Genomic DNA, 25,159 nt, shown 5'->3' on the forward strand with positions numbered 1-25,159 from the left:
TCAGGGGCGCCAGCCCTCGGGAGTGGGCCAGGGCTCGCCGAGCTGGCGGTAGGTGCCGAGGTAGTCGGGCCAGTCGCGGTGATCGCGGATCTTGCCGTCGACGATGCGGATGAGGTGGATCTGCTCACCGGAGAACCGGCGCCCGGTTGCCGGCATGCCGACGAGGTTGCCGACGTGCCGCCCGTAGAGGGCGAGCTTCGCCCGGACCCACGGGCCGTTCTCCTCGTACCCGATCTCCTCCAGGTGCGCCTCCTCGGAGAAGGCGTACTTGAGCCAGGTGACGGCGGCCGCGAACGCCTCCGGGCCGCGCAGCTCCGGGTTGTGCTCCAGCGCGCCGGGGTTCAGGTACTCGAGGTGAATGAACTCCGCGACATCGTCGGTTTTTCCCGTGTTGTATGCCTCCACCATGCGGCGGACCAGATCGATCTGCGTGCTCATGGTTTTCCCTCCCGTACCGGAAACGGTGACACCAGCGGCGACCGCGTCACAATTGTTGTTTCCCCCTGCGGCGGCGTACAAGTGTTTCCGGGGCGCCTCGAACCGCACTCCACCGCCCTTCAAGTACGGGTCGAACACTGGTAAGCGGGGAAGGGCCCGAATCGCAGAGGCAGGAGCCGACGGTGCAGGATTCGTCCTACAAAGAGCAGGTAACTCAGGCCTTCGACCAGTCGTCGTCGACCTACGACCGACTGGGAGTGGAATTCTTTACGCCCATGGGCCGCCGCCTGGTGGAAATCTCGGAGCCGGTCACCGGTGAACGAGTGCTCGACATCGGCTGCGGGCGCGGCGCATGCCTTTTTTCGGCTGCGGAAAAGGTCGGTCCTCAGGGGCGCGTCCACGGAATCGACATTGCTCCCGGAATGATCGAGGAAGCTCGCAAGGAAGCCGCCGAACGCGGTCTGCGGAATATCGCCCTCGATGTGATGGACGCGGAGACGCCCGAACTCCCGGCGCGCTCCTTCGACCTGGTCATGGGGAGCTACAGCGTCATCTTCCTGCCGGACGCGGTGGGGGCGCTGGCGCGCTACGCCGGAATGCTGGACCACGGCGGCAGGATCGCGTTCACCAGCCCGGTCTTCCGCGCCGGCACGTTCCCGTTCCTGCCACCGGAGTTCACCCCGCTCATCCCGCAGGCGCTGCTGGAGCACCTGCCCGAGCAGTGGCGGCCCGAGGCGCTGGTCCGGCGGTTCAACAGTTGGCTGGAGCGGGCCGAGGATCTCGTCCGCACCCTGGAACATTGCGGCTACACCTCGGTCGCCGTCACCGACGAGCCGGTGCGGATGACGGCCCTGTCCAGCGAGGCGTGGGTGGACTGGTCCCACACCCAGGGCATGCGTCTGCTGTGGCAGAACCTCCCGCAGGCCCAGCGAACGGAACTGCGCGCACGGCTCGTCGAGGGACTCGACAAGCTGAGCGACGCCACCGGGGCCCTCGCCATCGACGTGCCCGTCCGCTTCGTCACCGCCCGGGTCGCCCACTGAGCACGGTGCCCTGCTCGCGCACCGCGGCCAGCGCCGCCGCCACGGACGCCCGGTCCACCTCGGCGGTGCCGGCCCGCGGCGGCAGCAGCGGCACCACCGAGTTCTTCCCGGACCGCACCGTCGGATGGCGGCGGGCGATGGTGCTCAGCCCCTGCCCCGGCCCCGTCTCCAGGCAGACAACGCCCGTGCGGGAGCCGAGCATCGCGTCCAGTGCCGGCCAGAAGCGGACCGTCTCCACGGGATGCCCGGCCCAGTACGACGGGTCGGCGGCCAGTTGCCCGGTCACCGCACCCGGCCGGTACCCGGAGCGGAGGGGGATGGACGGCGCCGCCACGCGCGTGGATGCGAACCGCTCGGCCGCCCCCGCCGCGTACGGGGCCAGCATCGGACTGTGGAAGGCGGTCAGCGAGGGCACCTCACGGCACGTGAGCCCTGCCTCCCGCAGCGCCCGGGCGACCCCGGCGAGCGATGCGACGGGTCCGGCGAGGATGGTCTGGCGGGGCGAGTTGACGGCCGCGACCACCACCTCCCCATCCCCGAGATACGGGCCCAGCACGTCCTCGCCCGCGGCGACCGCCAGCATTCCCCCGGGCGGTGCCTGAGCCAGCCGTCGCACGCGGTCCAGCAGGAGGCCGGCCGCGTCGCGCAGCGTGAACACCCCGGCGAGCGCGGCCGCCGCCATTTCGCCGACGCTGTGCCCGAGCAGGGCCCACGGCCGGCCCGTCGTGGCCATCACCATCCGGCCGAGGGAGTAGTCCACCGCGAACAACAACGGCTGGGACCGGGTGACGTGGTCCAGTGGCACGGCCGGATGGTCGCTCAGCCAGTCGGCACGCAGCCGCCCGCCCTCACTGTCGCCGGCGGCGTCGTACGCGTCGAAGACCTCGTCCATGGCGGCCGTGAAGGCCGGTTCGGATCCGTACAGGCCGACGGCCATCCGCGGGTGCTGGGACCCCTGCCCGGGGAACATCAGGAGAATCGCGGGCACATCCATGACGGGCTCCTCACCGGGCGGCCGGGGCGGCCGCCCACGACGGGCGTTCCAGCAACTCCACGACGGCGCACGACCAGCTGAAGCCGGCGCCGACGCTGACCAGCAGACACAGCTCCCCCGGGGCGAGGCGGCCGGAGCCCACAAGGTGGTCGAACCCGGCGATCGGGTCACCGCCCCCCAGGTGGCCGGTCCGCCGCCCGAACTCCCAAGTGGTCCGCTCGGGTTGGATGTGCCACTTGTTGAAGTAGGCGGCGCTCAGCCGGCGCCACCCCATGTGCGGCAGCACGACCCGGCTGATGTCGTCGAGTCCGGCCCCGGCCGCCTCCAGCGCGCCGGTCAGAGCCTCCTCCTGGCCCGCCGAGACCCGGGCGACGCTGAACGAGCTTCCCGCCTCGGCCACGTACGCCCGCTTGTGCGCGTCCAGGTCCACGGCCCGCTGTTCCTCCGGAGACGGCGGACCGAACGGGTGCCCGCCCCGGTGCATGCCCTCCAGCACCGGTTCGGAGACCGTCACCAGGCTGCGCAGCCGGGCGAAGCCGCCCTGCCGGGACAGCACGAGGGCGGTACCACCGTCGGCGTACACCGTGCCGGGGTCGCTGCTCCAGCGGTCGAAGCCCGGCGGATGCATCCGGTCGCCCGTCGTGATGAGAGCGGCCACCCGGTCCGGGGCGGCGAGCAGGTACGCGCGGGCCAGTTCCAGGGCGGCCATGCCGCCGTTGGACACCTGCCGCACCTCCATGGCGGGGCAGCGGTTCCCGACGGCCACCCGCTGGACGTAGGAGGCGGGAGCCCACAGATGGTGCCCCTGGAAGTACAGGCTGGCGTGCAGGACGAGGTCGACGTGGGCCGGTGCGACGCCGGAGCGGTCCAGAGCGGTCTGGGCCGCCAAGGCCGCCATCTCCGCCGGTGTCTCCTTGTCGGCGACCGCCACCGACAGCATCCGCGTCGAGGAGGCGAGCCTGCGGTCGCAGTGGCCGGCGGCCAGGGCCTGTTCCGTGGTCACCGGCGGGGGCAGCCAGACGCCGCAACCGGCCACGTAAAGGTCCCCGGGCGCCCCCTGCGGCACGCTCATTCCGCCCCCCGGACCACCAGAGCGCTGTTGAAGCCCCCATAGCCGCGGGCGACGACGAGGGCCGCCCTGGCGTCGGCCAGGGACCGGGGCCGCCCGGTCACCACGTCGAGCGGCAGGTCCGGGTCGGGGTCGACGTGGGCGGTCGCCGGGACCACCTCGTCCCGCAGCGCCAGCAGCGCGGTCGCCACGTCCAGCGGCCCGGCGCCCGAGTACAGCCGGCCGGTGAGCGTCTTGGGGGCGGTCACCGGGACCCGGCGCGGCCCGAAGACCGACGCCAGAGCCTCCGCCTCGGCTGCGTCCAGTTCGGGGACGGCCGCGCCGTCGGCGAACACCACGGCTATGTCGGAGCCGTCCAGCCCGGCGTCGGCCAGCGCCGTCTCGACGGCACGGGCGAGGGCGGAGGGGCGGCCGGAGCCGGGCGGCGGGTCGAAGCTCGCGCCGTACCCGGCGATCGACCCGTACACTTTCGCGCCCCGCTCGGCGGCCCGCTCCGCGTCCTCGACGGTGAGGATCGCGCCTCCCTCGCCGGGCACATGTCCGGCCGCCCGCCGGTCGAACGGCAGATACCCGGCCGTCGGGTTGTCCGAGCCGCTCAGCCGGCCGGACTTCACCTGGGCCGCCATGCCGTACGGGCACAGCGACGAGTCCACGGCGCCCGAGACGATCAGCTCGGCTCCGCCCCGGACCTTGCGGCGAGCGTGGGCGAGGGCGTCGAGGCCGCCCGCCTGCTCGGCCACCACCACGCCGACCGGGCCGCGCAGATCGTGCCGGATGGCGATCTGCCCGGTGTTGACGGCGTAGAACCAGGCGAACGACATGTAGGCGCTGACGTGGGCCGGTCCCTTGCTCCAAAGATTCTGCAACTCCCGTTGGCCGAAGGCGAAGCCGCCGGACGCGCTGGCCGTGATCACCCCCGCCTCCAGCGGCGACGACGGGGAGCAGCCGGCCTCCCGCAGGGCCCACTCGGCGGCGGCCAGCGCGTACTGGGTCATCGGATCGGTCTGCGCCAGCAGCCGCTTCGGCAGATGGTCCTCGGGGACGAAGTCGCTCACCTCCCCGGCCAGCCGGCCCAGGCGGCCGTCACCGGTGAACCGCCGCAGGGGTCCGATGCCGTTGCGGCCGTTCAGGACGGCGTCCCAGTACGCGCCCACCCCCAGCCCGTTGGGGGCGACGATCCCGAGACCCGTCACCACCGCACGGCCTCTGAGGCCCCGTCGGCCCGCGGGCGATGCGTGGAGCTGCGAAGACGCGGTCCGTGCCGCGGTACCTGTCATGGAGCTCACCTCTCGAGACGGCTCAGCAGCATGGCGCTCTGGAAGCCGCCGAAGCCGCTGCCCACCGTCAGCGCGTGCCGCACCTGCTTTTCTCGTGCCGTCAGCGGCACGTAGTCCAGGTCGAGTTCGGGATCCGGGTCGTGCAGATTCGCGGTCGGCGGGATCGCCCCGTACTCCACGGCCAGTGCGGTCGCCGCCACCTCGAGCGAGCCGACAGCGCCCAGGGAGTGACCGATCATCGACTTGATGGAGCTGATGGGCACCCGGTACGCGTGCTCCCCCAGGGAGCGCTTGAACGCGGAGGTCTCGTGCCGGTCGTTCTGCTTCGTCGCCGTTCCGTGGGCGTTGACGTAGTCCACGTCCGAGGGGTCGCGGCGGGCCTCGTCGAGGGCCGCGGTGATCGCCGCCGCCATCTCGGCGCCGTCTGCGCGGAGCCCGGTCATGTGGTACGCGTTGCCGCGTGAGGCGTACCCGCCGATCTCGGCGTAGATCCGCGCGCCCCGGCGCACGGCCGCCTCCGCCTCTTCCAGGACCACGATCGCACCGCCCTCGCCCAGCACAAAGCCGTTGCGGCTGCGGCTGAAGGGACGCGAGGCGGTCTCGGGGGTGTCGTTGTGGTCGGAGGTCGCCCTGATGGCGTCGAAGCAGGCCACCGTGATCGGCGCGATGGGGGCGTCCACGCCTCCCGCGACCATGGCGTCCACCGTCCCCTCGCGGATGAGCTCGCAGGCGTACCCGATGGAGTCGATCCCCGAGGTGCACCCGGCCGAGACGATGTTCACGGGCCCCTCCGCCCCGGCGAGCCAGGCCACTTCGGCGGCGAGGGAACTCGGCACGAAGTAGTCGTACAGCTCGGGCGACCCCCGGCCGGGGTCGACGACCCAGTGCGCTCCGCCCGCGCTGAGAGCGACGTACTCGGACTCCAGTTTCTGCGTGCAGCCGACGGCGGTGCCCACGCACACCCCGACCCGGTGCGCGGAGTCCTCCTCGATGCGCAGCCCGCTGTCGGCGAGCGCCTCCTGACCGGCGACCAGCGCGAACTGCCCGGCCCGGTCGAGGCGCCGGGCCTGCTCCGCGGACAGCCCCGCCGCCACCGGATCGAAGTCGCACTCGGCGGCGATACGGGAACGGAAGGGCGTGGCGTCGAACGTGCTGATGGCGCGGGTGGCGGTGGTTCCGGACAGCAGCAGCTCCCAGAACGGCTTGGTCCCGATGGCGCCGGGAGCCACCACGCCGATCCCGGTGATGACGATCCGCCGGTTCACGTCGTCCGCCCTCCGGGCCCGCTCACGGCCGGGACGTCCGGCGCGACACGGATCTGACGGTGCCGGTACAGGGTCGGTTCGCTGGTGCTCAGGGCCCGGAGGGCGGCCGCGTGGGCCGGGAACTCCGGGTGCGCCACGGCGGCGCGGAAGGAGGCCTCGTCGTCCCAGACCGCGATGTTCACGTACTGCGGGCGGCCGTCCGCCGAGCCGGGACCGGTGTCGGCCGGCACCAGCAGGGTGTGCCAGCGGAAGCCGGGCCGGCGACACAGGAACTCGGCCGTTTCGGCGAACGCCGCCTCGAAGTCCTCGGCGGATCCGCTCAGGGTGAATCGGTTGACGAACGTCACCGACCCGGAGCCGGCGTCGTTCGGTTCTGGCAGAGGCATCGCTGCTCCACGGGTCCGTTGGTCCAGGTGTGGGGTGGACGTCGGTGAGACGGTGCGGCCGAGTCCGCACAGGTGCGGTCACGCCGGACTCCGAGGCTCTGCGGCGCCGCTCGACCCCCTCTGGAAGCCGGGTCGTCAAGCGCGGCTCGAGCGCGAGGTGTGAGGGTGGGCCCTCCGTCGAAGGGAGGACCATGTCCGACGCAGCCGACCGGGTCGCACTCGTCACCGGGGGAACCAGCGGCATCGGTCTCGCGGTGGTGCGCAAGCTCGCCCGGGACGGGACCCGGGTGTTCCTGTGCGCTCGCGACGAGAGCGCCGTCACCGGCACCGTGAAGGAACTTCAGGCATCGGGACTGGAGGTGGAGGGCGCGCCCTGCGACGTGCGGAGCACCGCCGATGTCGACCGGCTGGTCCAAACGGCCCGGAACCGCTTCGGGCCGATCGACATCGTCGTCAACAACGCCGGCCGCGGTGGTGGAGGCGTGACCGCCGAGCTCACGGACGACCTGTGGCTCGACGTCGTCGACACCAACCTCAGCGGGGCCTTCCGGGTCACCCGCGCCGTCCTCACCGGCGGCGGCATGCAGGAGCACGGCTGGGGCCGGATCATCAACATCGCCTCCACCGGCGGCAAGCAGGGAGTGGCCCTCGGCGCCCCCTACTCCGCCTCCAAGAGCGGCCTGATCGGCTTCACGAAGGCCGTCGCGCTGGAGCTGGCCAAGACGGGCATCACCGTCAACGCCGTCTGCCCCGGGTACGTCGAGACGCCCATGGCACAGGGCGTGCGGCAGCGCTACGCCGCCTTCTGGGGGATCACCGAGGACGACGTCCTGGAGAAGTTCCAGGCGAAGATCCCCCTCGGACGCTACTCGACGCCCGAGGAGGTGGCCGGGATGGTGCACTACCTGGCCTCCGACAGCGCCGACTCGATCACGGCCCAGGCCATCAATGTCTGTGGTGGCCTCGGCAGTTACTGACCGTCCGCGACCCGAGCTCAGGAGGGCAGATGTCCGAGTCGCCGCTTCAGCAGACCGAGCACGAGATCCACACCTCCGCCGCGCCGGACGCCGTGTTCGCCGTGCTGGCCGACGCACGGGCCTGGCCCGCCGTGTTCCCGCCCAGTGTCCACGTCGAACAGGTCGAGCACACCGGCTCCAGCGAGCGCATCCGCATCTGGGCCACCGCCAACGGCTCGCTGCGCACCTGGACGTCGCGGCGTGAGCTCGACGAGCGGGCCCGGCGCATCCGTTTCCGGCAGGAGGTGTCCGCCCATCCCGTCGCCGCCATGGGCGGCGAATGGATCGTCGAGGAAGCCGGCGACGGCGGCACCCGGGTGCGGCTGACGCACGACTTCCGGGCCGTGGACGACGACCCGGAGACGATCGGCTGGATCCACCGGGCCGTGGACCGCAACAGCGAAGCGGAACTGGCGTCCCTGCGCACCGCGCTGGAACGACCCGACGGCACCGCGCCGACGACCTTCGAGGACACCGTCGTCGTCCGCGGCCGTGCCGAGGACGTCTACGACTTCCTCCACCGCAGCGACCTCTGGGAGAAGCGGCTCTCCCACGTCGCGCGGATCGCGGTCAAGGAGGAGGAGCCGGGGCTCCAGCACATGGAGATGGACACCCTCACCGCGGACGGCTCGGTGCACACCACCGCGTCGGTGCGCGTGTGCTTCCCCGAACGCCGCGTCATCGTCTACAAGCAGCTGCGCACGCCGCCGCTGCTCGCGCTCCATCTCGGCCGTTGGTCGGTCCGTCCCGCCGACGACGGGGACGGGATCGCCGTCACGTCGGCCCACACCGTGTCCGTGGCCCGCTCGGCGATCCCCGGCGTCCTCGGTGCGGGGGCGAGTGAGACGGACGCCGTGGACTTCGTCCGCCGGGCCCTGGGCCGCAACAGTCTGCTGACCCTGGAAGCGGCCAGGCAGTACGCCGAGTCCAGCGCCTGAGGCGAGCGTCCCGAGCCCGCACGGGCCCTGTCCCGACTCCCTCGGGGCGGGGCCCGCCGCGTCCCCGGCCGGACACCCGCAGGTCGCCCTCCGGCGAGCGGAGGGCGACCTGCGGGTGTCCGGCCGGGCGAGCCTCACGTCACCGAGAGACCCCCGTCCACGGCCAGCACGGCACCGCTGGCGTACGCGGCTTCGGGTTCGGCGAGCCGCACCACCCACCACGCGACGTCCTCAGGCCGGCCCACACGCCCGAGCGGGACGCGCTGCCCCATGGCTTCCAGGAACCCGTCGTACGCCTCCTGGGACATCCCCGCCCGGACCCCCGCGCCCGTCTCGATCACTCCCGGGGCGACACCGACCACGCGAATGCCGCGGGGACCGAGTTCCACGGCCCAGGACCGCGTCAGCAGGTCCAGGCCGGCCTTGGCCGCCCCGTACACCGCGTTCCCCGGCCAGGCCCGCCGGCCGAGTGCGCCCGCCGAACCGATGTTCACCACCAGGCCGGAAGCGGTCTCCAGGGGGCCGAGCAGGGCCTGGGTGAGCAGCACGGGGGCCACGAGGTTCGTGGCCACCTGTGCCTCCACCGCGGTGCGGTCCAGCTCTCCCAGGTGCCCGAAGGCGGCCGTGGCGGCATTGTTCACGAGCACGTCGACCACGCCGCCGAGCCGCTCGCGCACCTCCCGGACGACCGCCTCCGGCGCCGCGGGGTCGGTGATGTCCACGGCCAACGTGTGCGCGTCCTTGTGGCCGTCCACCGTCTCGGCCAGCGGACCGGCGGTCCTGCCCACGACGAGGACGCGGTCGCCCCGGGCGGCGAAGGCGCGGGCGACGGCTCGTCCGATGCCGGAGCCGCCGCCGGTCACGATCACGGATCGCTGTGTGTTCTCCATGCGGCGAGGCTAGGCACCGCCGGTGGAAGGCGACTTGAGCGCCGGGCCCCCCTCCGCCCCGCCGGCCCGGTGCTCGGCGGTCAGCCGCTCCAGCACGGGCACGATGTCGTTCGGGCTCGGCGTCCCGACGATCTCGGCGCGCACCCGGCGTGCCCCGGCGGCGTAGGACGGATCGTCGAGCAGGGCGAGGACGCGCTCGCGCAGCAGTTCCGGCGAGACGTCCCGCGCGTCCACGTAACTGCCCGCACCGCTGCGGGCCAGGCCGTGCGCCTTCTCCATGGCGTCCCACATCATGTCGGGCACGATCAGCTGCGGTATCGCGTGCACCAGGGCCGTCATGAACGTGCCGGACCCGCCGTGATGGATGATGCCCGAGCAGGACGGCAGCAGGGCGTTCAGCGGGACGAAGTCCACGGCCCGCACGTTCGCCGGCAGGGTGCCGAGCTCCTCGCGCAGTTCCCGCGGCAGGGTGGCGACGACCTCCACGTCCAGGCCGTCCACGGCCGCCAGGACGTCGGAGGCGGCGACCGTGCCGGCGCCCGTCGCCTCGCCGAGGGACACACCGAGCGTCAGGCACAGGCGCCGCGGGTGGCGGGGCGGCTCGCGCAGCCAGTCGGGGAGCAGGGAGGGCCCGTTGTACGGCACGTAGCGCACCGGCACGCAGGGCAGGTCCAGGGGGATGCGCATCGACGGCGGTGTGGGGTCGATCGTCCACTGCCCGAGGACCAGCTCCTCGCTCATGTCCCCGGCGCTGCCGCCGCACCGCTCCAGCGTCCAGGTGAGCCACTCGGCCAGCGGGTCGTCGCGCAGCTCGGGCGGTTGCCGGTCTAGCAGGGCGCGGAACGCCGTCCTGTTCCGGCCCATCTGGTCCGGGCCGAACAACAGCCGGGCGTGCGCCGCCCCGCTGAGCCGGGCGGCCACCGGCCCGGCCAGGGTCAGCGGATCCCAGACCACGAGGTCCGGCCGCCAGTCGCGGGCGAGGCCGACGAGGTCGTCGACCATGGGCTCGGGGCACACGTTCTGGAAGACCATGGCGGTCATCGCGGTGAACATGCCGAGCGCGTGGTCCCACGGGAAGGGGTCGTCACGGGTGTTGCTCATGGCGAGGCCGCCGAGGTTGCGGTCGTCCTCGAAGCTGGCGTTGGCCTCCCGGGTCTCCTCCTCGATGTTGAGGTCCTCCCCGATCCGCACGGCGGTGAGACCGGCCCGGACGATGTCGTCGAGGACGTCGGGCTGGCTGGCCACGAGCACTTCGTGCCCCGCGGTCCGCAGTGCCGACGCCAGGGTGACCTGGGCGTAGACATGGGACCGCGCGGCCATGGTGGCGAACAGGACGCGCACGGGGAACTCACCTCCGGGGCGGGGCGGACGGCACGGCCGAGCGGGTGACGGGCGAGCCCACGGACAGGCTGTGCAGACAGGCGACCAGGGTGCGGGCCTGGACGTTGACGTAGTGGGAGTGACGCAGCAGCCCGACCAGTTGGTGGAGCGTCAGCCAGCGGTATTCGCCACCGTCCGGGATGTCACGGTCGGCTTCGACGATCACGTAGGTGTTCACCGCGTGGTAGAAGCGCCCTCCCTCCTCCGCGAGGGCGGTCGCGTAGCGCACGCGCTCGGGTGGAGCCTCCAGCACGGCGTCGAGGAAGCGGGGCCTGGCCTCGGCGGGCAGGGCGCGCAGACTGCCGGGGGTGCACTGAACGGTGGGCGCGATCTCCACCACGTCGACGTAGCCGGGCTCCACGCGCGCGTGCGCCAGGACGTGGAGAACCCCGTCGATCCGCCGGACCAGGAAGGCCGCGACCCCTTGGTCCTTGGGTTCGATCATCGGCTGGCTCCAGCCGGGCACCTCCCGCGAGGCGGCCGTCACGTCGACGGCCATCACCTCCAGGAAGCGCCCGCTCTCGTGGGCGATCGCGCCGTCCCGCTCGTACCAGTGCGGCAGCGCGTTCAGCGCGGCCGGGCGGGTGACCACGTCGGTACGGCTGCGCAGGTCGGCGATCCAGCTGACGATGTCCACGGTGCTGTGCAGGCTGCCCTCGGCCGCCGCGCACGACCGCACGAGGGAGTGGTGGAAACCGGCGTCCACCCGGCCCTCGCCGCCGTCGGGTCGAGCGGGGACCACCGGGTGGCCACCTCCGGGGCCGTCGGCTCCGGCCGGCTCCGCGTCGGCCAGCGGGTGTGCTCCCTCACTCGCGAACGGCAGGCAGGCCAGGACCGTCCTGGCGTCCATGTTCACGAGGTTCTCGACCCCCAGCAACCGGTGCAGCTGACCCAGCGTCAGCCAGTGGAAGTCCTCGTGCAGCGGGACCTCGTCGAACACCTGGACGATCATGTTGCGGTTGCGCTTGCGGTAGAACCAGGAGCCCTGTTCGGACTGGAGCACATCGGCGACCACCTGCCGTTCGGCGGTGTCGCGGAAGTGCTCCAGGTACGGGATGGCCTTGCCGCCGTGCACCCGCGTGTAGTTGCTGCGGGTGGCCTGGACCGTAGGGGAGAGCTGGAGTCCGCCGGGGTTGCCCGGCTCGAACTTGGCCTGGACGAGGCAGTGCAGGACCCCGTGGCGCTCCTTCACCAGGAAGCCGAGGATGCCCACCTCGGGCTGGTTCACGATCGGCTGGGACCAGCGTGGCACGGGGGCGCCCGGGATGTGCACGTCCAGTCCCTCGATGCTGAAGAACCTCCCGGTGTGATGGGAGACGGTCCCGGTGACCGGGTGGCGGCTCCACCCCTTGAGGGCGTCCAGCGGAATCCGCTCGGTGCGGTGCACGACCTGCGCCGAGCGGTCGGCGTACCACGCCCAGAAACGGTCCATGCCGCCGCCCAGGCCGTCCCGGGCGAGGACGGACCGGGCGATCTGGGCGGTCATCGCGGCGCCGCTGTGCCGGCGCACCGAGAGGGCCGGGAGAGCACGCATGGTCAGTCCAGCCCGTCCCGGGTGACGGTGCGGTGTTTGACGCGCCACTCGCCCGCCTCCCGCACCAGGATGTCCGTGCACACCGTGCTGCGGCGTAACACCGGGTCGCCGTCGCGCGGCGTCTCCAGCACCACCGCGTAGCTGCGGGCCGTGACCTCGTCGGGCTTGCCGTCGACGGTCAGCATGCCGATCCAGTGCCGCCGGGTGATCCCTTCGGCGGCGAACCGGTCCGTGGTCCGCCGTGCCGCACGCGCGATGTCCGCGGCCCCGCGGACGGCCTCGCCGCCCACCTCGAAGACGCCGTCGCGCGCGAACGTGCGCGCCCAGTCCTCGGCCCTGCCGTCATCCAGGAGTTGCATCTGCCGGGCGTAGAACCGCTGTACCTGGAGGTAGATGCCGGGGTCCGCAGAATCCGCCGACTCGGTCGTCGGCGCGTCGTCCGCCGGGAGCGCGTCCATGGTTACCCCTTGGGTCGTGTGATGGCCTCGGGTGGCCCGGTCCTGGCCCGGCCGCGTGCGCCTGCCGGCCGGCGCCGTGCCCAACCTGTTCCGCGCGTCTTGAGGCAGAGCGGACAACCGCCGGTCCACCGCCGCTCCAGTACGACTGGACGTGCGGAACCGAGGGTGGTCGCCGCGGTCCCGACCGGGCCGTACACGTCGTGCAGCAACCGGTACTGAGGAGCAGGGATGGCTGAGCTCAGCCTGGCGGAACTGCGGGAGATCATGCGGCAGAGCCTGGGGGAGGACGAGGTCCCCGACCTTGCGGACGCGGACACCGTGACCTTCGAGGACCTCGGGCTCGACTCCCTGGCCGTCCTGGAAACCGTCAACCACATCGAGCGGACCTATGGCGTGAAGCTGCCCGAGGAGGAACTGGCGGAGGTCAGGACGCCGCACAGCATGCTGATCTTCGTCAACGAGAGGCTGCGAGCGGCGGCATGACGGCCTCCACCCCGCACCACGGGACACCACACGGCGGCCTGTCGGGCCGGACGGTGCTGGTCACCGGGGCCACGTCCGGCATCGGCCGGGCGGCGGCCCTCGCGGTCGCCCGCCAGGGGGCCCGCGTCGTGCTCGTCGGCCGGGATCCCGAGCGTCTGCGGACCGTCACGAACGAGGTGGCCCGGACCGCCGGCCCGGCCCCGGACGCCTTCCGCGCGGACTTCGCCGAGCTGCGCCAGGTACGCGACCTGGGGGAGCGGCTGCGGGACCGGTACCCGCGCATCGATGTCATGGCCAGCAACGCCGGCGGCATGTTCTGGTCGCGCACCGCGACCCAGGACGGGTTCGAGGCCACCATCCAGGTCAATCATCTCGCGGGCTTCCTGCTGGCACGGCTGCTGCGGGAGCGGCTCGCGGGCGGGCGGCTGATCCTCACCTCGTCCGACGCGTACACCCAGGGCCGGATCGACCCGGACGACCTCAACGGCGACCGTCACCGCTACAGCGCCGGCCAGGCGTACGGCACGTCCAAACAGGCCAACATCATGACCGCGGCGGAGGCCGCCAGGCGCTGGCCGGACGTGCTGGCGGTCAGCTATCACCCCGGCGAGGTCCGCACCCGCATCGGACGGGGCACGGTCGCCTCGTCCTACTTCCGGTTCAACCCCTTCCTGCGCTCCGCGGCGAAGGGCGCCGACACCCTCGTGTGGCTGGCGTCCGCGCCGGCCGAGGAGTTGACCACGGGCGGCTACTACAGCGACCGGCGGCTGTCCCCGGTGAGCGGCCCGACCGCCGACGCCGGCCTCGCGGCGAAGCTCTGGGAGGCCGGCGCGGCCGCCGTCGGCGACACCGCGCACTGACGGCGCCGGCCCGCCCCGCCCGCATGTCCGTCTCATCCGCGAGCGCAGACGCTCGTGTGCCGATCCATCGAAAGGAACGATTCGTGACCAGGTTCGCGCCCGGCGCCCCCGCATGGTTCGACCTCGGTTCGCCCGATGTCGCCGCCTCGGCCGACTTCTACACCGGCCTGTTCGGCTGGACCGCCACCGTGGTCAGCGACCCGGGCGCCGGGGGATACACGACGTTCAGCTCCGACGGGAAGCTGGTCGCCGCGGTCGCCCGCCACCAGATCGACACCCCCTACCACCGGCCGTACGGGCCCGGGAACGACCAGCACGGCATGCCGGCCATCTGGACCGTGTACTTCGCCACCGACGACGCCGACGCACTGACCAAGCGGGTCGAGACGGCGGGCGGCGAGGTCATCATGACCCCGATGGACGTCCTCGGCCTCGGCCGGATGGCGGTCTTCGCCGACCCCGCCGGCGCCGCGTTCGCGGTCTGGCGCAAGGGAGTCATGGAGGGCGCGGAGGTGACGGGCGTGCCCGGCTCGGTCGGCTGGGTCGAGCTGGTGACCGACGGCATCGGGGCCGCCCGGGACTTCTACCCGGCGACCCTCGGCCTGGCTCCGGCCGACACCGGCCTGAAGGGCGTCACCGACCCGGTCTGGCACATCGGTGACACACCGGTCGCCGGCACCCAGGAGCTGGGCGTCACCGGCGCGGTACGGCCGCACTGGGCCGTGCTGTTCGCCGTGCGCGACTGCGACGCGACGGTCCGGCGCGCCGTTGAACTCGGCGGCTCCGTCGAGAACGAGCCCGCCGACACGCCCAGGGGGCGGCGGGCGGACCTGCTCGACCCGCACGGGGCCGGCTTCTCGGTGGTCGAACTGCGGGAGGGGTACCCCGCGGCGGCGGGCGGTGCCTCGTGAGCGGCGAGGCGCCCCGGGTGGCCGTCGACCCGTTCGCGTGTCCCATGATGACCATGCAGCGCAAGCCCGAGGTGCACGACGCCTTCCGGGAGGCGGGCCCGGTCGTCGAGGTGAACGCCCCCGCGGGCGGACCCGCCTGGGTCATCACCGATGACGCCCTCGCCCGCGAGGTGCTGGCCGATCCCCGGTTCGTGAAGGACCCCGACCTCGCCCCCGCCGCCTGGCGGGGGGTGGACGACGGTCTCGACATCCCCGTTCCGGAGCTGCGTCCGTTCACGCTCATCGCCGTGGACGGCGAGGCCCACCGGCGCCTGCGCCGCATCCACGCACCTGCGTTCAACCCGCGCCGGCTGGCCGAGCGGACGGATCGCATCGCCGCCATCGCCGGCCGGCTGCTCACCGAACTCGCCGACGCCTCCGGCCGGTCGGGCAAACCGGCCGAGTTGATCGGCGGCTTCGCGTACCACTTCCCGCTGTTGGTCATCTGCGAGCTGCTCGGCGTGCCGGTCACCGATCCGGCGATGGCCCGCGAGGCCGTCAGCGTTCTCAAGGCACTCGGCCTCGGCGGCCCGCAGAGCGGCGGGGGTGACGGCACGGACCCTGCCGGGGACATGCCGGACACCTCGGCCCTGGAGAGCCTGCTCCTCGAAGCCGTGCACTCAGCCCGGCGGAACGACACCCCGACCATGACCCGCGTGCTGTACGAACGCGCGCAGGCCGAGTTCGGCTCGGTCTCCGACGACCAGCTCGTCTACATGATCACCGGGCTCATCTTCGCCGGCCACGACACCACCGGCTCCTTCCTGGGCTTCCTGCTCGCGGAGGTCCTGGCGGGCCGCCTCGCGGCGGACGCCGACGAGGACGCCGTCTCCCGGTTCGTGGAGGAGGCGCTGCGCTACCACCCGCCGGTGCCCTACACGTTGTGGAGGTTCGCTGCCACGGAGGTGACCATCGGCGGCGTCCGGCTGCCCCGCGGAGCGCCGGTGCTGGTGGACATCGAGGGCACCAACACCGACGGCCGCCATCACGACGCCCCGCACGCCTTCCACCCGGACCGTCCCTCGTGGCGGCGGCTCACCTTCGGCGACGGGCCGCACTACTGCATCGGGGAGCAGCTCGCCCAGCTGGAGTCGCGCACGATGATCGGCGTACTGCGCAGCAGGTTCCCCGAGGCCCGACTGGCCGTGCCGTACGACGAGTTGCGGTGGTCCCGGAAGGGGGCCCAGACGGCGCGGCTCACCGAACTGCCCGTCTGGCTGCGCTGATCCGCCGGCCGCGACCGGCACGGGACCGCCCACCGCCCACCGCGCGGTGGGCGGTCCCGTGCCGTGTACCCGGTGCGGACCCCTCCCCGGCACTCCCACTGTGACTTTCTCACATCGAGACGTGATGAACTAATCCCAGCAAGTGCCGCACACACTTTCATGGCGGGCATTCACTTGCGAGGATGGAGCGAGCAAACGGGGCCGCCCGAGGACATCCTTCGGCCGCCGGAAATATGCCACCTGCTGACGCGATCGGAACGCCACAGAGGGAGCACACCGGCAATGCAGATCAATATGTTGGGCCCGCTCGTCGCACATCACAATGGCACGTCGGTGACCCCGATAGCCAGAAAACCCCGGCAAGTATTCTCACTGCTCGCTCTCCAGGCAGGAACCGTCGTGCCGGTGCCCGCGCTGATGGAGGAGCTCTGGGGAACCCAACCCCCGGCGAGCGCGCTGACCACCCTTCAGACCTACATCCTTCAAGTGCGCCGGGGCATCACCGTGGCCCTCGGCGCGAGCCACAACGGACCCGCCAAGGACGTGCTGCGCACCTGCTACGGCGGCTACCTGCTCGACGTGGACCCCACCCACACCGACGTGTACGCCTTCGAGCGTCTCGCCGAGGAGGGCAAGCGGGCGTGCGAGCGGGGGGAGCTCGACCTGGCCTCCGCACGCTTCCGCCAGGCCCTCGACCTATGGCGCGGAGACGCGCTCGTGGACGTGCACGCCGGCATGCGGATCGGCATGGAGGTGGCGCGCCTGGAGGAGAGCCGGCTCGGCGTCCTGGAGGCCCGCATGGAGACCGACCTGAGGCTGGGCCGGCACGCGGGCCTGCTGCCCGAGCTGTCGGCGCTCACCGCCCGCCACCCCATGCACGAGAACCTGTGGGCCCAATTCATGATCGCCCTCCATCGCTCGGGCCGCACGAGCCAGGCCCTCGAAGCCTTCATCAAACTCCGCAAGACATTGGTGAACGAGCTGGGGGTGGAACCGTCCGCCCGTCTCCAGCACCTCCAGCACGCGATTCTGCGGGCCGACCCCGGCATCGACCGGAACGGTCCGGAAGTCCCGGCAGCCGCGTCCGTCGCGCTTGCCTGACCGCGCCCCGACAAGGAGTCACGTGTCCACCTACGTCTGGCAATACCTCAATGAATACCGGGAAGAACGCGCCGACATTCTCGATGCGGTGGAAACCGTATTCGAGTCCGGCCAGCTTATTCTCGGGACCAGCGTCCGCTCTTTCGAGGAGGAGTTCGCCGCTTATCACGGACTGCCGTACTGCACCGGCGTCGACAACGGCACCAACGCGCTGGTCCTCGGCCTGCGGGCGCTCGGCATCGGCCCGGGGGACGAGGTCGTGACGGTCTCCAACACCGCGGCCCCCACCGTGGTGGCCATCGACGCCGTGGGCGCCACCCCCGTCTTCGTCGACGTGCACGAGGAGAACTACCTCATGGACACCGGCCGGCTCCGGTCGGTGATCGGCCCGCGCACCCGGTGCCTGCTGCCCGTCCACCTCTACGGACAGAGCGTGGACATGACCCCCGTGCTCGAACTCGCCGCCGAGCACGACCTGAAGGTGCTGGAGGACTGCGCCCAGGCCCACGGTGCCCGCCGTCACGGACGGCTGGTCGGCACCCAGGGGCATGCGGCGGCCTTCTCCTTCTACCCGACCAAGGTCCTCGGTGCCTACGGTGACGGCGGCGCCGTCGTCACGCCGGACGCGGAAGTCGACCGGCGGCTGCGGCGGTTGCGCTACTACGGCATGGAGGAGCGCTACTACGTCGTGGACACCCCCGGGCACAACAGCAGGCTCGACGAGGTGCAGGCCGAGATCCTGCGCCGGAAACTGCGCCGCCTCGACGCCTATGTCGAGGGCCGCCGGGCCGTCGCCCGCCGCTACGAGGAGGGACTCGGTGACCTCGACGGCCTGGTGCTGCCCACGACCGCCGAGGGCAACGACCACGTCTACTACGTGTACGTGGTGCGTCACCCCGAACGCGACCGCATCCTGGAGGCGCTCACCGCCTACGACATCCATCTCAACATCAGCTACCCCTGGCCCGTCCACACCATGAGCGGATTCGCCCACCTCGGCTACGGCCCCGGCGACCTGCCGGTGACCGAACGGCTGGCCGGCGAGATCTTCTCCCTGCCGATGTACCCCTCGCTGCGTCCCGACGCGCAGGAGAAGGTGATCGACGCGGTGCGGGAGGTCGTCGGAAGCCTGTGAGCTAGGCCGGGGCGCCGTGCGCGGTCCGCCACATGCTGTGGACGGAGTCCCGCAGGCCGATGCGCGGCGCCCAGGACAGCAACCGCCGGGCCCGCCCGATGTCCAGCCGGGTCCAGTCGCCGCCCTTGCTCCGCACCGGCGCCTCCCGGCGGTCGACCCGGTCCTCCGGGAAGGCGGCGGCCTCCAGCAGCCAGCCGACCAGATCACCGATCGGCACGGCGTCCCCGCGCCCGATGTTGACGACCAGCCCGCCGACCGCCGGAGCCCGCCCGGCCCGCACCACCGCCTGTGCGACGTCCCGCACGTCGACGAAGTCCCGCCGTGCGTCCGCGACGCTCAACTCCAGCCGCCCACCGTGCGCGAATGCCGTGCTGATACGCGCCATCAGGGCGGCCAGGAAACTCTCCTGCGGCGGATGCGGGCCCGACATGTTCGCCGCGCGCAGCACCACCGCGTCCAGGACACCGGCCCGCGCCGCGGTCAGGACGGCCGACGAGGTCTCCAGTTTGGCGCGCGCGTACGGCGTGACCGGCTCCGGCAGCAGGTCCTCGTGCAGCAGCGTGCCGGCCGGCACGGGACCGTACTCGTGCACCGATCCCAGATGGACCAGCCGGGGCCGGGACGGGAGCAGCGCGAGCGCCTCCACCAGGCGTCGCACCAGTCGCAGATGCGAGTACGTCATCTCCTCCTCGGTGTCGCCCCAGCCGCCCGCCGCGTTGACCACGACGTCCGCCGGGGGATCACCCAGCACCGTGGCGATCCGCCCAGGCGCGGCGGCCGCGAGGTCCAGCTCCGTGAACCCGCACCCGCTCAGATGCGGCGCCGGGCGGCGGGCCACCCCGTGCACGTCCCACCCGTGCGCCTGGTACGCCGCACACACCTGCCGGCCGACGCTGCCCGTCGCCCCCAGAACCACGACCCGCATGTCCGCCTCACCCGTCTCCGCGTGACCCGGCCGGCGGCCACAGCTCCGACTCGACCGCCCGGCACGCGGCGTACTCCGGAAGGGTCCCGGCGGCCCGGGCCTGCTCCAGGGGCGGTGCAGCCCGGTCCCGGCCGGACAGCAGAGGCTCCAGGTCACCCGGCACGGGCAGCCCGAGGGCCGGGTCCAGCACCGACACGGCGAGTTCGTTGGCCTGCACGTACTCCCCGGACAGCATGTACGACATGACGGTGTCGTCCTCCAGGGCCACGAAGGCGTGCCCCACCCCGACCGGGAAGTACACCGCCCGGAACTCACGCGGCTCCAGCTCGACGGCGTCCCACCGGCCGTACGTCGGGGAGCCGACCCGCACGTCGACGACGATGTCCAGCGACCTGCCACGGGCGCAGTACACGTACTTGGCCGAGCCCGGCGGCGTCACGGTGTAGTGCACGCCCCGCACCACCCCACGCCGCGACCGGCTGTGATTCGTCTGCCGCACCGGGAAGAGCGGGTGGCCGACCGCGGCCGTGAACGCATCCTCCCGGAACGGTGAGACGAACAGCCCCCGCTCGTCCGGAAACACCTCCGGCTCGAACGTGTACGCCCCCTGCACCGCCAGTTCCCGCGCCTTCATCCACGTCCTCCGACTCCAGGGATCCCGGTCCCGCGTCGCCCGCCGCTCATCGGCCCAACGCCACTTCGCTCAGGTAGTCGACGCCGTCCGTGAAGTTGTACGGATGCATGAACCCGCCCGCCCGGACATCGCGGTACAGGCGCGCCAGCGGGTGGGAGTTGCTGTATCCGGCCCCTCCCACGAGCATCAGGCAGTCGTCCACCACGCCCACCGAGTGCCGGTTGACGAGCAGCTTGGCGTACTGGAAGGGCGTCATCATGGCGCGGCCGCGGGCGGCGAGGTCGCCGCTGAGGTCGTCGGCGAGCCGGTCGGCGGTGGTCAACGCGCTCGCCACCGCCGTGTGCAGCGCGAACAGCCGGGCGTCTATCTCGGCCACCGTGGTCCGCACCCCGGCCGGCGCCCCGCCGCGCCTGCGCAGTTCCGTGAGGGCGATCCTGCGAGCGGCCTCGGCGATGCCGACGTAGATGCCCAGCATGGCGATCGAGCTGACCGTCTGCCCGGCGAGCGCCGCGTCGTCGCGGACGCCCGGCTCGCCGCGCGGCAGCACCCGGTCCCGCTCCACGGGACAGCCGTCGAAGACGATGTCCACACTGCCCGACGACCGCATGCCCATTCCGTCCCAGTTGTCCAGTACGGTCAGGCCCGGGGTGGTGCGCGCGACCACCGGTGCGGCCAGCCGGACGGGGGCGCCCGCCTCCTCCAGCCGGGTCGACACCACGTAGTGGGTGGCGATCCCGGCCATGCTGACCAGCGTCTTGCGGCCGTTCAGGCGGTAGGAGCCGTCCGCGGCGCGGGTCAGTACGGTGGTGCCGCGCACGTCCTTCACCGCTCCGCAGATCACCGCCTCGCCCGCACCCATCTGCCGGAGCAGGTCCTCCGCGAGCGGCCGCGTCGACGGTGCCCCGTGCCGCCACTCGAAGTCCAGGGTCAGACCCCGGCTGAACTGCATGTGCAGAGCCAGCGCCACGCCCGCGTCCCGGCCGGCGATCCTGGCCAGGGCCAGCGCGACGTCGTGCAACGAGTGGACGCCGAGCCCTCCGAGGTCCTCCGGGACGGTGGCCCCCAGCACGCCCTCCTTGCGCATCCGGTCGAAGAGGTGGACGGGCAGAGTGGCCTCGCGGTCGTTGTCCCGGCTCTCCGCCTCCAGGGCCGGCAGGTACCGCTCCAGAAGGTCGAGCAGCCGTCGCCCGGCCGGCGTCTTGGGTTCGCAGAGGCCGTTGTCGGCCAGGACACCGGGGTGTTCGTGCACAGATGGCTTTGTCATGACTCCTCGTAAGGATCGGAGACAACTCCTGGAGAGCAGGCTGCCGATCGGCCTTCGAGCGTCACTGGAGCGAAGGTTCCGGGCACGTGGTCCACCGGCGTTCCGCCACCGCTCGAGGGACTGCCGGTGTGCTGTGGTGGCCCGAGAGGAGCGGAGGCGACGACCATGCGGATCATCGACATCTCCAGCGCGGTGGACGCGTCGGGATGGGAACCGGACGAAGTGCGGCACGAGGTGCTCAGCCCCCGGGAGGGCGCCGTCCACATGAGCGAGGAGATGCGGCGTCACTTCGGTGTCGCGTTCGACCCCGACGAGCTGCCCGAAGGCGAGTTCCTGTCGCTCGACCGGCTCACGCTCACGTCCCACACCGGCACGCACATCGACGCTCCCTCCCACTACGGCTCACGGGCGCACTACGGCGACGGCAGGCCGCGGAACATCGACGAGCTGCCGCTCGACTGGTTCTACGGCCCGGGGCTGCTGCTCGACCTCACCGGCTGCAAGGGACCGACGGCCGGCGCCGGGGACCTGGAGAAGGAACTGGCCCGCATCGGCCGGGTGCCGGAGCCGGGCACCATCGTCCTGCTCCGCACCGGCGCCTCCGAGCGGGCCGGGACCGAGCAGTACTTCACCGACTTCACCGGTCTGGACGGCCCCGCCGTCAACCTGCTGCTCGACCACGGTGTGCGGGTCATCGGCACCGACGCGTTCAGCCTGGACGCGCCGTTCGGCGCCGTCATCCGCCGGTACCGGGAGACGGGTGACCGGTCGGTGCTCTGGCCGGCGCATGTCACCGGCCGCCACCGGGAGTACTGCCAGATCGAGCGGCTGGGGAACCTGGCCGCGCTGCCGGGGTGCGACGGCTTCCAGGTCGCCTGCTTCCCCGTGAAGATCACCGGCGCGGGGGCCGGCTGGACCCGCGCCGTCGCCTTCGTCGACGAATGAACGTTCCGGGCGGTGGCCCCGGACCGGCGGCCACCCAGCATCGAGAGGGATCATGGAGCCGAACGAATCGACATGTCGTATCTGCGGTGGCCGAGTACGGGAGTTCTTCGACTTCGGCCGCCAGCCGCTGTCCGACTACTTCCCGTCGGAGGAGGAGCTCGACAACGAGTTCTTCTTCCGGCTCGCGGTCGGGATGTGCGTCACGTGCACCATGGTCCAGTTGCTGGAGGAGGTGCCCAGGGACCGCATGTTCCGCTACGACTACCCGTACCACTCGTCGGGGTCGGAGCGGATGCGTGAGCACTTCGCGGCGACCGCCCGCCGGCTGATCGGCACCGAGCTGACCGGGCGGGACCCGTTCTGCGTGGAGATCGGCAGCAACGACGGAGTGATGCTCCGCACGGTGCGCGACGCCGGTGTCCGACACCTGGGCGTGGAGCCTTCCGGTGGTGTCGCCGACGTGTCCCGGGCCGAGGGCATCCAGGTGCGGACCGCGTTCTTCGAGGAGTCCACGGCCCGGGAGATCGCCCAGGAACACGGGCCCGCGAACGTCATCTACGCGGCCAACACGATCTGTCACATCCCGTACCTCGACTCCGTCTTCCGCGGTGTCGACGCCCTCCTCGCGCCGGACGGCGTCTTCGTCTTCGAGGACCCCTACCTCGGCGACATCGTCGAGAAGAACACCTTCGACCAGATCTACGACGAGCACTTCTACCTGTTCACCGCCCGCTCGGTGAGCACCACCGCCCAGCGCTTCGGATTCGAACTGGTCGACGTGGAGCGGCTCCCGGTGCACGGCGGCGAGGTCCGCTACACCATCGCCCGCGCGGGCCGGCGGCAGCCAAGCCCCCGGGTCGGCGAGCTCATCGCCGAGGAGAGCCGGCGCGGGCTCGCCGACCTGACGACGCTGGAAAAGTTCGGCGCCCAGGTCAAGCGGGTCTGCTGGGACCTGGTGGCCCGTCTGCGCGAGCTGCGCGACCTCGGCTTCTACGTCGTCGGGTACGGGGCGACCGCCAAGAGCGCCACCGTGCTCAACTACGCGGGGATCGGCCCCGATCTGCTGCCGTGCGTCTACGACACCACGCCGGCCAAGATCGGCCGCCGGCTCCCCGGGTCCCACATCCCCATCCGCTCCGCCGAGGAGTTCCGGGCCCCCTACCCCGACTATGCGCTGCTCTTCGCCTGGAACCACCTGGACGAAGTCCAGGCCCGAGAGGCGGAGTTCACGAAGCAGGGGGGCCGCTGGATCCTCTACGTCCCGGAGTTCCGGATCAGCTGATCCCGGTGGCGTCGTCCCCGGACCGCCGGACAGAGAGGGCGTGCCGGAAGACGTCGTCCGGATCCCAGCGCTCCTTGACCCGCTGAAGCGCGGCGTAGTTGTCCCGGAAGTAGAGACGGTGCCAGGGCACGCCACTGCGGTTGAGGTCCGGGTCGGTCAGGTCGGCGTCGGCGTAGTTCACGAAGGCGCCCCCGTAGCCGCGGCGGGGATCGGGCACTCCGCCGGCGTCACCGAAGAACTCCGCGTAGGACGCCCGAACCCAGTCCAGATGGAGGGCGTCCTCCCGCTCGTCGAACCAGAACACCGACCAGTAGGTCTTGAGCACCGCGTCCCGGTGGGCCATGGCCGTGTCCGCCGGGCCGGGCCGGTTCACCTCACCCCCGTGCGAGAGCAGGTAGACCGTCGCGGCGGGGTTGTGGTAGCCGGACGTGTCGGTGAGCCGCTGGTACACCATCCGGGCTTGCCGTTCGCTCCAGCCGGTGCGCAGGAAGGCCGCCTTGGACTTGAACCGGCCCTTGATCCCGGCGAACTCGTCCGGGACGAGTGTCGCGGCGAGCCACGGCAGCGTCGTCACCGACACCTCAGGGCGGGCGCCGACGCTCCTCGACACCTCACGGATGAACCGGTCGGTGAGCTCCTCCGCGTCGGGCCGCGTGGCGTCGACGGCCGTCTCCAGCGTCAGGGGGCCGCCGCCCGTACGGGGCAGGGCGAGACTGTTGTCGAGCCGGGCTCCCGGATCGCCGGGGGCCGCGTGCCGCTCGTGCCACGTGCCGAAGTTCCGCACGAGCGTGAGGAAGGCGGTCTCGTCGACGCTGTCCCAGTCCCAGCGCACCGTCTTGCGCAGCACCGAGCCCGGCGGCCTGGGCAGCAGCCGGCCCGGGGCCGCGGGCCGGGAGCCCGCGTCCGTGCCGGGGGAGCGGAACAGATAGCGCGTGACCAGACCGAAGCTGCCTGCGCCCCCACCGGTGTGCGCCCACCACAGGTCACGGTGCGGGTCCGACGGTTCCCGGGTGGCCCGCACCAGCCGTGCCCGCCCGCCGGAGTCCACCACCACGACCTCGACTCCGTGGAGATGGTCGACCGACAGTCCGTACGTGCGCGACAGCGCTCCGCCCCCGCCGCCCGCGATGTGGCCGCCGACCCCGACCTCGGGGCAGCGTCCGGCCGGGACGGTGACACCCCACCCGAGGTACAGGCTCCGGTACATGGTGCCGAGGGTGGCCCCCGAGTCGACGGAGAACGCGTTCAGTTCCTCGTCGAAGTACACCGACCGCATCTCGGACACGTCGATCACCGTGGTGACGGCGGGATCGTCCACGAGCGACTCGAAGCAGTGCCCCCCGCTGCGCACCGCCAGCCGGGTACCGTCGCGCACGCTGTCCTGCACCGCCCGCACGGCCTGCTCCGCGGTGGACACCACCCGGACGGTGTCGGGGTCGGGGGTGAAGCGGGCGTTGATGCCGCGGCCGACCAGATCGGGGTAACGGGGATCGTGCCGGCCGACGACGGAGGACGGCCGGACCTGTGCGTGCGGTGCCGAGGGAGCCTGTGGGTACCGGGCCACGGGAGACGCCCCTTCCAGGTGTCTGTGAAATCTCCGGGATGTGTCTCCGGGGACAGTAGGTGCGCCGCTCACACCCCCTCAACGACGCTCCAGCGCGGTGCG

General features: G+C 72.1%; 25 protein-coding genes. 11 read left to right on the forward strand and 14 right to left on the reverse strand.

The annotated features are described in order from the left end of the window. Window positions 1-438 (reverse strand): ester cyclase, encoded by a 438-nt coding sequence (locus tag CP976_RS32880; RefSeq protein ID WP_150483562.1) that lies wholly within the window; start codon window positions 436-438, stop codon window positions 1-3. Window positions 439-620: 182 nt separating this feature from the next. Between CP976_RS32880 and CP976_RS32885 the strand changes: the two genes are divergently transcribed. Next, on the forward strand, window positions 621-1,481 hold the full coding sequence (locus CP976_RS32885; protein WP_150483563.1) for a class I SAM-dependent methyltransferase: 861 nt from the start codon (window positions 621-623) through the stop codon (window positions 1,479-1,481). On the opposite strand, the gene CP976_RS32890 is transcribed toward CP976_RS32885, so the two are convergent. From CP976_RS32890 to CP976_RS32910, 5 genes are all read right to left on the reverse strand, one after another. After that, complete coding sequence (locus tag CP976_RS32890; protein WP_150483564.1) at window positions 1,459-2,475, reverse strand: acyltransferase domain-containing protein; 1,017 nt, start codon at window positions 2,473-2,475, stop codon at window positions 1,459-1,461. The two genes, CP976_RS32885 and CP976_RS32890, sit on opposite strands and share 23 nt — an antisense overlap. 10 nt (window positions 2,476-2,485) lie before the next feature. Continuing rightward, complete coding sequence (locus CP976_RS32895) at window positions 2,486-3,547, reverse strand: ketoacyl-ACP synthase III family protein (RefSeq protein WP_150483565.1); 1,062 nt, start codon at window positions 3,545-3,547, stop codon at window positions 2,486-2,488. After that, on the reverse strand, window positions 3,544-4,740 hold the full coding sequence (locus CP976_RS32900; RefSeq protein WP_229875313.1) for a ketosynthase chain-length factor: 1,197 nt from the start codon (window positions 4,738-4,740) through the stop codon (window positions 3,544-3,546). The genes CP976_RS32895 and CP976_RS32900 overlap by 4 nt, the downstream gene beginning before the upstream one ends. Window positions 4,741-4,826: 86 nt before the next feature. Further along, entirely contained in the window at window positions 4,827-6,086 is a 1,260-nt protein-coding gene (locus tag CP976_RS32905) for a beta-ketoacyl-[acyl-carrier-protein] synthase family protein (protein ID WP_150483567.1), read from the reverse strand. After that, window positions 6,083-6,472: an antibiotic biosynthesis monooxygenase family protein gene (locus CP976_RS32910; protein WP_150483568.1), complete on the reverse strand. Its 390-nt coding sequence runs from the start codon at window positions 6,470-6,472 to the stop codon at window positions 6,083-6,085. Before CP976_RS32910 ends, CP976_RS32905 begins: the two co-directional genes overlap by 4 nt. A 191-nt stretch (window positions 6,473-6,663) precedes the next feature. On the opposite strand from CP976_RS32910, the gene fabG reads away from it, so the two are divergent. Further along, a complete protein-coding gene (gene fabG / locus CP976_RS32915) occupies window positions 6,664-7,449 on the forward strand; it encodes a 3-oxoacyl-ACP reductase FabG (protein ID WP_150483569.1) in 786 nt (261 codons plus the stop codon). Between the two features lie 29 nt (window positions 7,450-7,478). Further along, window positions 7,479-8,426, forward strand: a complete 948-nt coding sequence (locus tag CP976_RS32920; RefSeq protein ID WP_150483570.1) for an aromatase/cyclase — start codon at window positions 7,479-7,481, stop codon at window positions 8,424-8,426. A gap of 134 nt (window positions 8,427-8,560) precedes the next feature. Here the strand turns inward: CP976_RS32920 and CP976_RS32925 are convergent, their stop codons facing one another. From CP976_RS32925 to CP976_RS32940, 4 genes are read right to left on the reverse strand one after another with little or no spacing between them, the layout of a single operon-like run. Next, window positions 8,561-9,316 (reverse strand): SDR family NAD(P)-dependent oxidoreductase, encoded by a 756-nt coding sequence (locus CP976_RS32925; protein ID WP_190146834.1) that lies wholly within the window; start codon window positions 9,314-9,316, stop codon window positions 8,561-8,563. Between the two features lie 9 nt (window positions 9,317-9,325). After that, the gene (locus CP976_RS32930; RefSeq protein WP_150483571.1) at window positions 9,326-10,657 is read right to left on the reverse strand and encodes an activator-dependent family glycosyltransferase; all 1,332 of its coding nucleotides are present in this window, start codon (window positions 10,655-10,657) and stop codon (window positions 9,326-9,328) included. Window positions 10,658-10,664: 7 nt separating this feature from the next. Beyond that, window positions 10,665-12,230 (reverse strand): NDP-hexose 2,3-dehydratase family protein, encoded by a 1,566-nt coding sequence (locus CP976_RS32935; protein ID WP_150483572.1) that lies wholly within the window; start codon window positions 12,228-12,230, stop codon window positions 10,665-10,667. 2 nt (window positions 12,231-12,232) lie between these two features. Beyond that, on the reverse strand, window positions 12,233-12,688 hold the full coding sequence (locus tag CP976_RS32940; protein ID WP_150483573.1) for a nuclear transport factor 2 family protein: 456 nt from the start codon (window positions 12,686-12,688) through the stop codon (window positions 12,233-12,235). Window positions 12,689-12,916: 228 nt separating this feature from the next. Here CP976_RS32940 and CP976_RS32945 point away from each other — a divergent pair, with 228 nt between their 5' ends. From CP976_RS32945 to CP976_RS32970, 6 genes are all read left to right on the forward strand, one after another. Further along, window positions 12,917-13,171 (forward strand): acyl carrier protein, encoded by a 255-nt coding sequence (locus CP976_RS32945; protein WP_100109109.1) that lies wholly within the window; start codon window positions 12,917-12,919, stop codon window positions 13,169-13,171. Further along, window positions 13,168-14,031, forward strand: a complete 864-nt coding sequence (locus CP976_RS32950; protein ID WP_167537466.1) for an SDR family NAD(P)-dependent oxidoreductase — start codon at window positions 13,168-13,170, stop codon at window positions 14,029-14,031. The genes CP976_RS32945 and CP976_RS32950 overlap by 4 nt, the downstream gene beginning before the upstream one ends. 83 nt (window positions 14,032-14,114) lie before the next feature. Next, complete coding sequence (locus tag CP976_RS32955) at window positions 14,115-14,942, forward strand: VOC family protein (RefSeq protein WP_167537467.1); 828 nt, start codon at window positions 14,115-14,117, stop codon at window positions 14,940-14,942. Between the two features lie 53 nt (window positions 14,943-14,995). Then, window positions 14,996-16,207 carry a cytochrome P450 gene (locus CP976_RS32960; RefSeq protein ID WP_167537468.1) on the forward strand — a complete coding sequence of 404 codons (1,212 nt, stop codon included), beginning with the start codon at window positions 14,996-14,998 and terminating at the stop codon, window positions 16,205-16,207. A 282-nt stretch (window positions 16,208-16,489) separates the two neighbouring features. Further along, on the forward strand, window positions 16,490-17,308 hold the full coding sequence (locus CP976_RS32965; RefSeq protein WP_150483576.1) for an AfsR/SARP family transcriptional regulator: 819 nt from the start codon (window positions 16,490-16,492) through the stop codon (window positions 17,306-17,308). A 22-nt stretch (window positions 17,309-17,330) separates the two neighbouring features. After that, window positions 17,331-18,443, forward strand: a complete 1,113-nt coding sequence (locus CP976_RS32970) for a DegT/DnrJ/EryC1/StrS family aminotransferase (RefSeq protein ID WP_150483577.1) — start codon at window positions 17,331-17,333, stop codon at window positions 18,441-18,443. A 1-nt stretch (window position 18,444) separates the two neighbouring features. Here CP976_RS32970 and CP976_RS32975 read toward each other — a convergent pair whose 3' ends face one another. Genes CP976_RS32975 through dnmZ form a run of 3 tightly spaced genes read right to left on the reverse strand, consistent with a single transcriptional unit; the run spans window position 18,445 to window position 21,266 of the window. Beyond that, window positions 18,445-19,368 (reverse strand): NAD-dependent epimerase/dehydratase family protein, encoded by a 924-nt coding sequence (locus tag CP976_RS32975; RefSeq protein WP_150483578.1) that lies wholly within the window; start codon window positions 19,366-19,368, stop codon window positions 18,445-18,447. A gap of 7 nt (window positions 19,369-19,375) precedes the next feature. After that, a complete protein-coding gene (gene dnmU, locus CP976_RS32980) occupies window positions 19,376-20,002 on the reverse strand; it encodes a dTDP-4-dehydrorhamnose 3,5-epimerase DnmU (RefSeq protein ID WP_100109115.1) in 627 nt (208 codons plus the stop codon). Between the two features lie 46 nt (window positions 20,003-20,048). Then, window positions 20,049-21,266, reverse strand: coding sequence for an amino sugar nitrososynthase DnmZ (gene dnmZ, locus CP976_RS32985; RefSeq protein WP_150483579.1), 1,218 nt, complete (start codon window positions 21,264-21,266; stop codon window positions 20,049-20,051). A 165-nt stretch (window positions 21,267-21,431) separates the two neighbouring features. Between dnmZ and CP976_RS32990 the strand changes: the two genes are divergently transcribed. Both CP976_RS32990 and CP976_RS32995 read left to right on the forward strand, forming a co-directional pair. Next, entirely contained in the window at window positions 21,432-22,211 is a 780-nt protein-coding gene (locus CP976_RS32990; protein WP_150483580.1) for a cyclase family protein, read from the forward strand. Window positions 22,212-22,263: 52 nt separating this feature from the next. Then, window positions 22,264-23,493, forward strand: coding sequence for a class I SAM-dependent methyltransferase (locus CP976_RS32995; RefSeq protein ID WP_150483581.1), 1,230 nt, complete (start codon window positions 22,264-22,266; stop codon window positions 23,491-23,493). On the opposite strand, the gene CP976_RS33000 is transcribed toward CP976_RS32995, so the two are convergent. After that, window positions 23,486-25,057 (reverse strand): FAD-binding oxidoreductase, encoded by a 1,572-nt coding sequence (locus tag CP976_RS33000; protein WP_150483582.1) that lies wholly within the window; start codon window positions 25,055-25,057, stop codon window positions 23,486-23,488. The genes CP976_RS32995 and CP976_RS33000 overlap by 8 nt on opposite strands. Window positions 25,058-25,159: the final 102 nt, after the last annotated feature.

The organism is Streptomyces coeruleorubidus, assembly GCF_008705135.1.
In the GTDB taxonomy this organism is placed as follows: Bacteria; Actinomycetota; Actinomycetes; order Streptomycetales; family Streptomycetaceae; genus Streptomyces; species Streptomyces coeruleofuscus.

Excerpts from the sequence above, each read along its gene's own strand:
- CP976_RS32880 (WP_150483562.1), bottom strand. The coding sequence starts at position 438 with ATGAGCACGCAGATCGATCTGGTCCGCCGCATGGTGGAGGCATACAAC.
- CP976_RS32890 (WP_150483564.1), bottom strand. The coding sequence starts at position 2,475 with ATGGATGTGCCCGCGATTCTCCTGATGTTCCCCGGGCAGGGGTCCCAG.
- CP976_RS32895 (WP_150483565.1), bottom strand. The coding sequence starts at position 3,547 with ATGAGCGTGCCGCAGGGGGCGCCCGGGGACCTTTACGTGGCCGGTTGC.
- CP976_RS32910 (WP_150483568.1), bottom strand. The coding sequence starts at position 6,472 with ATGCCTCTGCCAGAACCGAACGACGCCGGCTCCGGGTCGGTGACGTTC.
- fabG (WP_150483569.1), top strand. The coding sequence starts at position 6,664 with ATGTCCGACGCAGCCGACCGGGTCGCACTCGTCACCGGGGGAACCAGC.
- CP976_RS32920 (WP_150483570.1), top strand. The coding sequence starts at position 7,479 with ATGTCCGAGTCGCCGCTTCAGCAGACCGAGCACGAGATCCACACCTCC.
- CP976_RS32925 (WP_190146834.1), bottom strand. The coding sequence starts at position 9,316 with ATGGAGAACACACAGCGATCCGTGATCGTGACCGGCGGCGGCTCCGGC.
- CP976_RS32935 (WP_150483572.1), bottom strand. The coding sequence starts at position 12,230 with ATGCGTGCTCTCCCGGCCCTCTCGGTGCGCCGGCACAGCGGCGCCGCG.
- CP976_RS32940 (WP_150483573.1), bottom strand. The coding sequence starts at position 12,688 with ATGGACGCGCTCCCGGCGGACGACGCGCCGACGACCGAGTCGGCGGAT.
- CP976_RS32945 (WP_100109109.1), top strand. The coding sequence starts at position 12,917 with ATGGCTGAGCTCAGCCTGGCGGAACTGCGGGAGATCATGCGGCAGAGC.
- CP976_RS32950 (WP_167537466.1), top strand. The coding sequence starts at position 13,168 with ATGACGGCCTCCACCCCGCACCACGGGACACCACACGGCGGCCTGTCG.
- CP976_RS32960 (WP_167537468.1), top strand. The coding sequence starts at position 14,996 with ATGCAGCGCAAGCCCGAGGTGCACGACGCCTTCCGGGAGGCGGGCCCG.
- CP976_RS32965 (WP_150483576.1), top strand. The coding sequence starts at position 16,490 with ATGCAGATCAATATGTTGGGCCCGCTCGTCGCACATCACAATGGCACG.
- CP976_RS32975 (WP_150483578.1), bottom strand. The coding sequence starts at position 19,368 with ATGCGGGTCGTGGTTCTGGGGGCGACGGGCAGCGTCGGCCGGCAGGTG.
- dnmU (WP_100109115.1), bottom strand. The coding sequence starts at position 20,002 with ATGAAGGCGCGGGAACTGGCGGTGCAGGGGGCGTACACGTTCGAGCCG.
- dnmZ (WP_150483579.1), bottom strand. The coding sequence starts at position 21,266 with ATGACAAAGCCATCTGTGCACGAACACCCCGGTGTCCTGGCCGACAAC.
- CP976_RS32990 (WP_150483580.1), top strand. The coding sequence starts at position 21,432 with ATGCGGATCATCGACATCTCCAGCGCGGTGGACGCGTCGGGATGGGAA.
- CP976_RS32995 (WP_150483581.1), top strand. The coding sequence starts at position 22,264 with ATGGAGCCGAACGAATCGACATGTCGTATCTGCGGTGGCCGAGTACGG.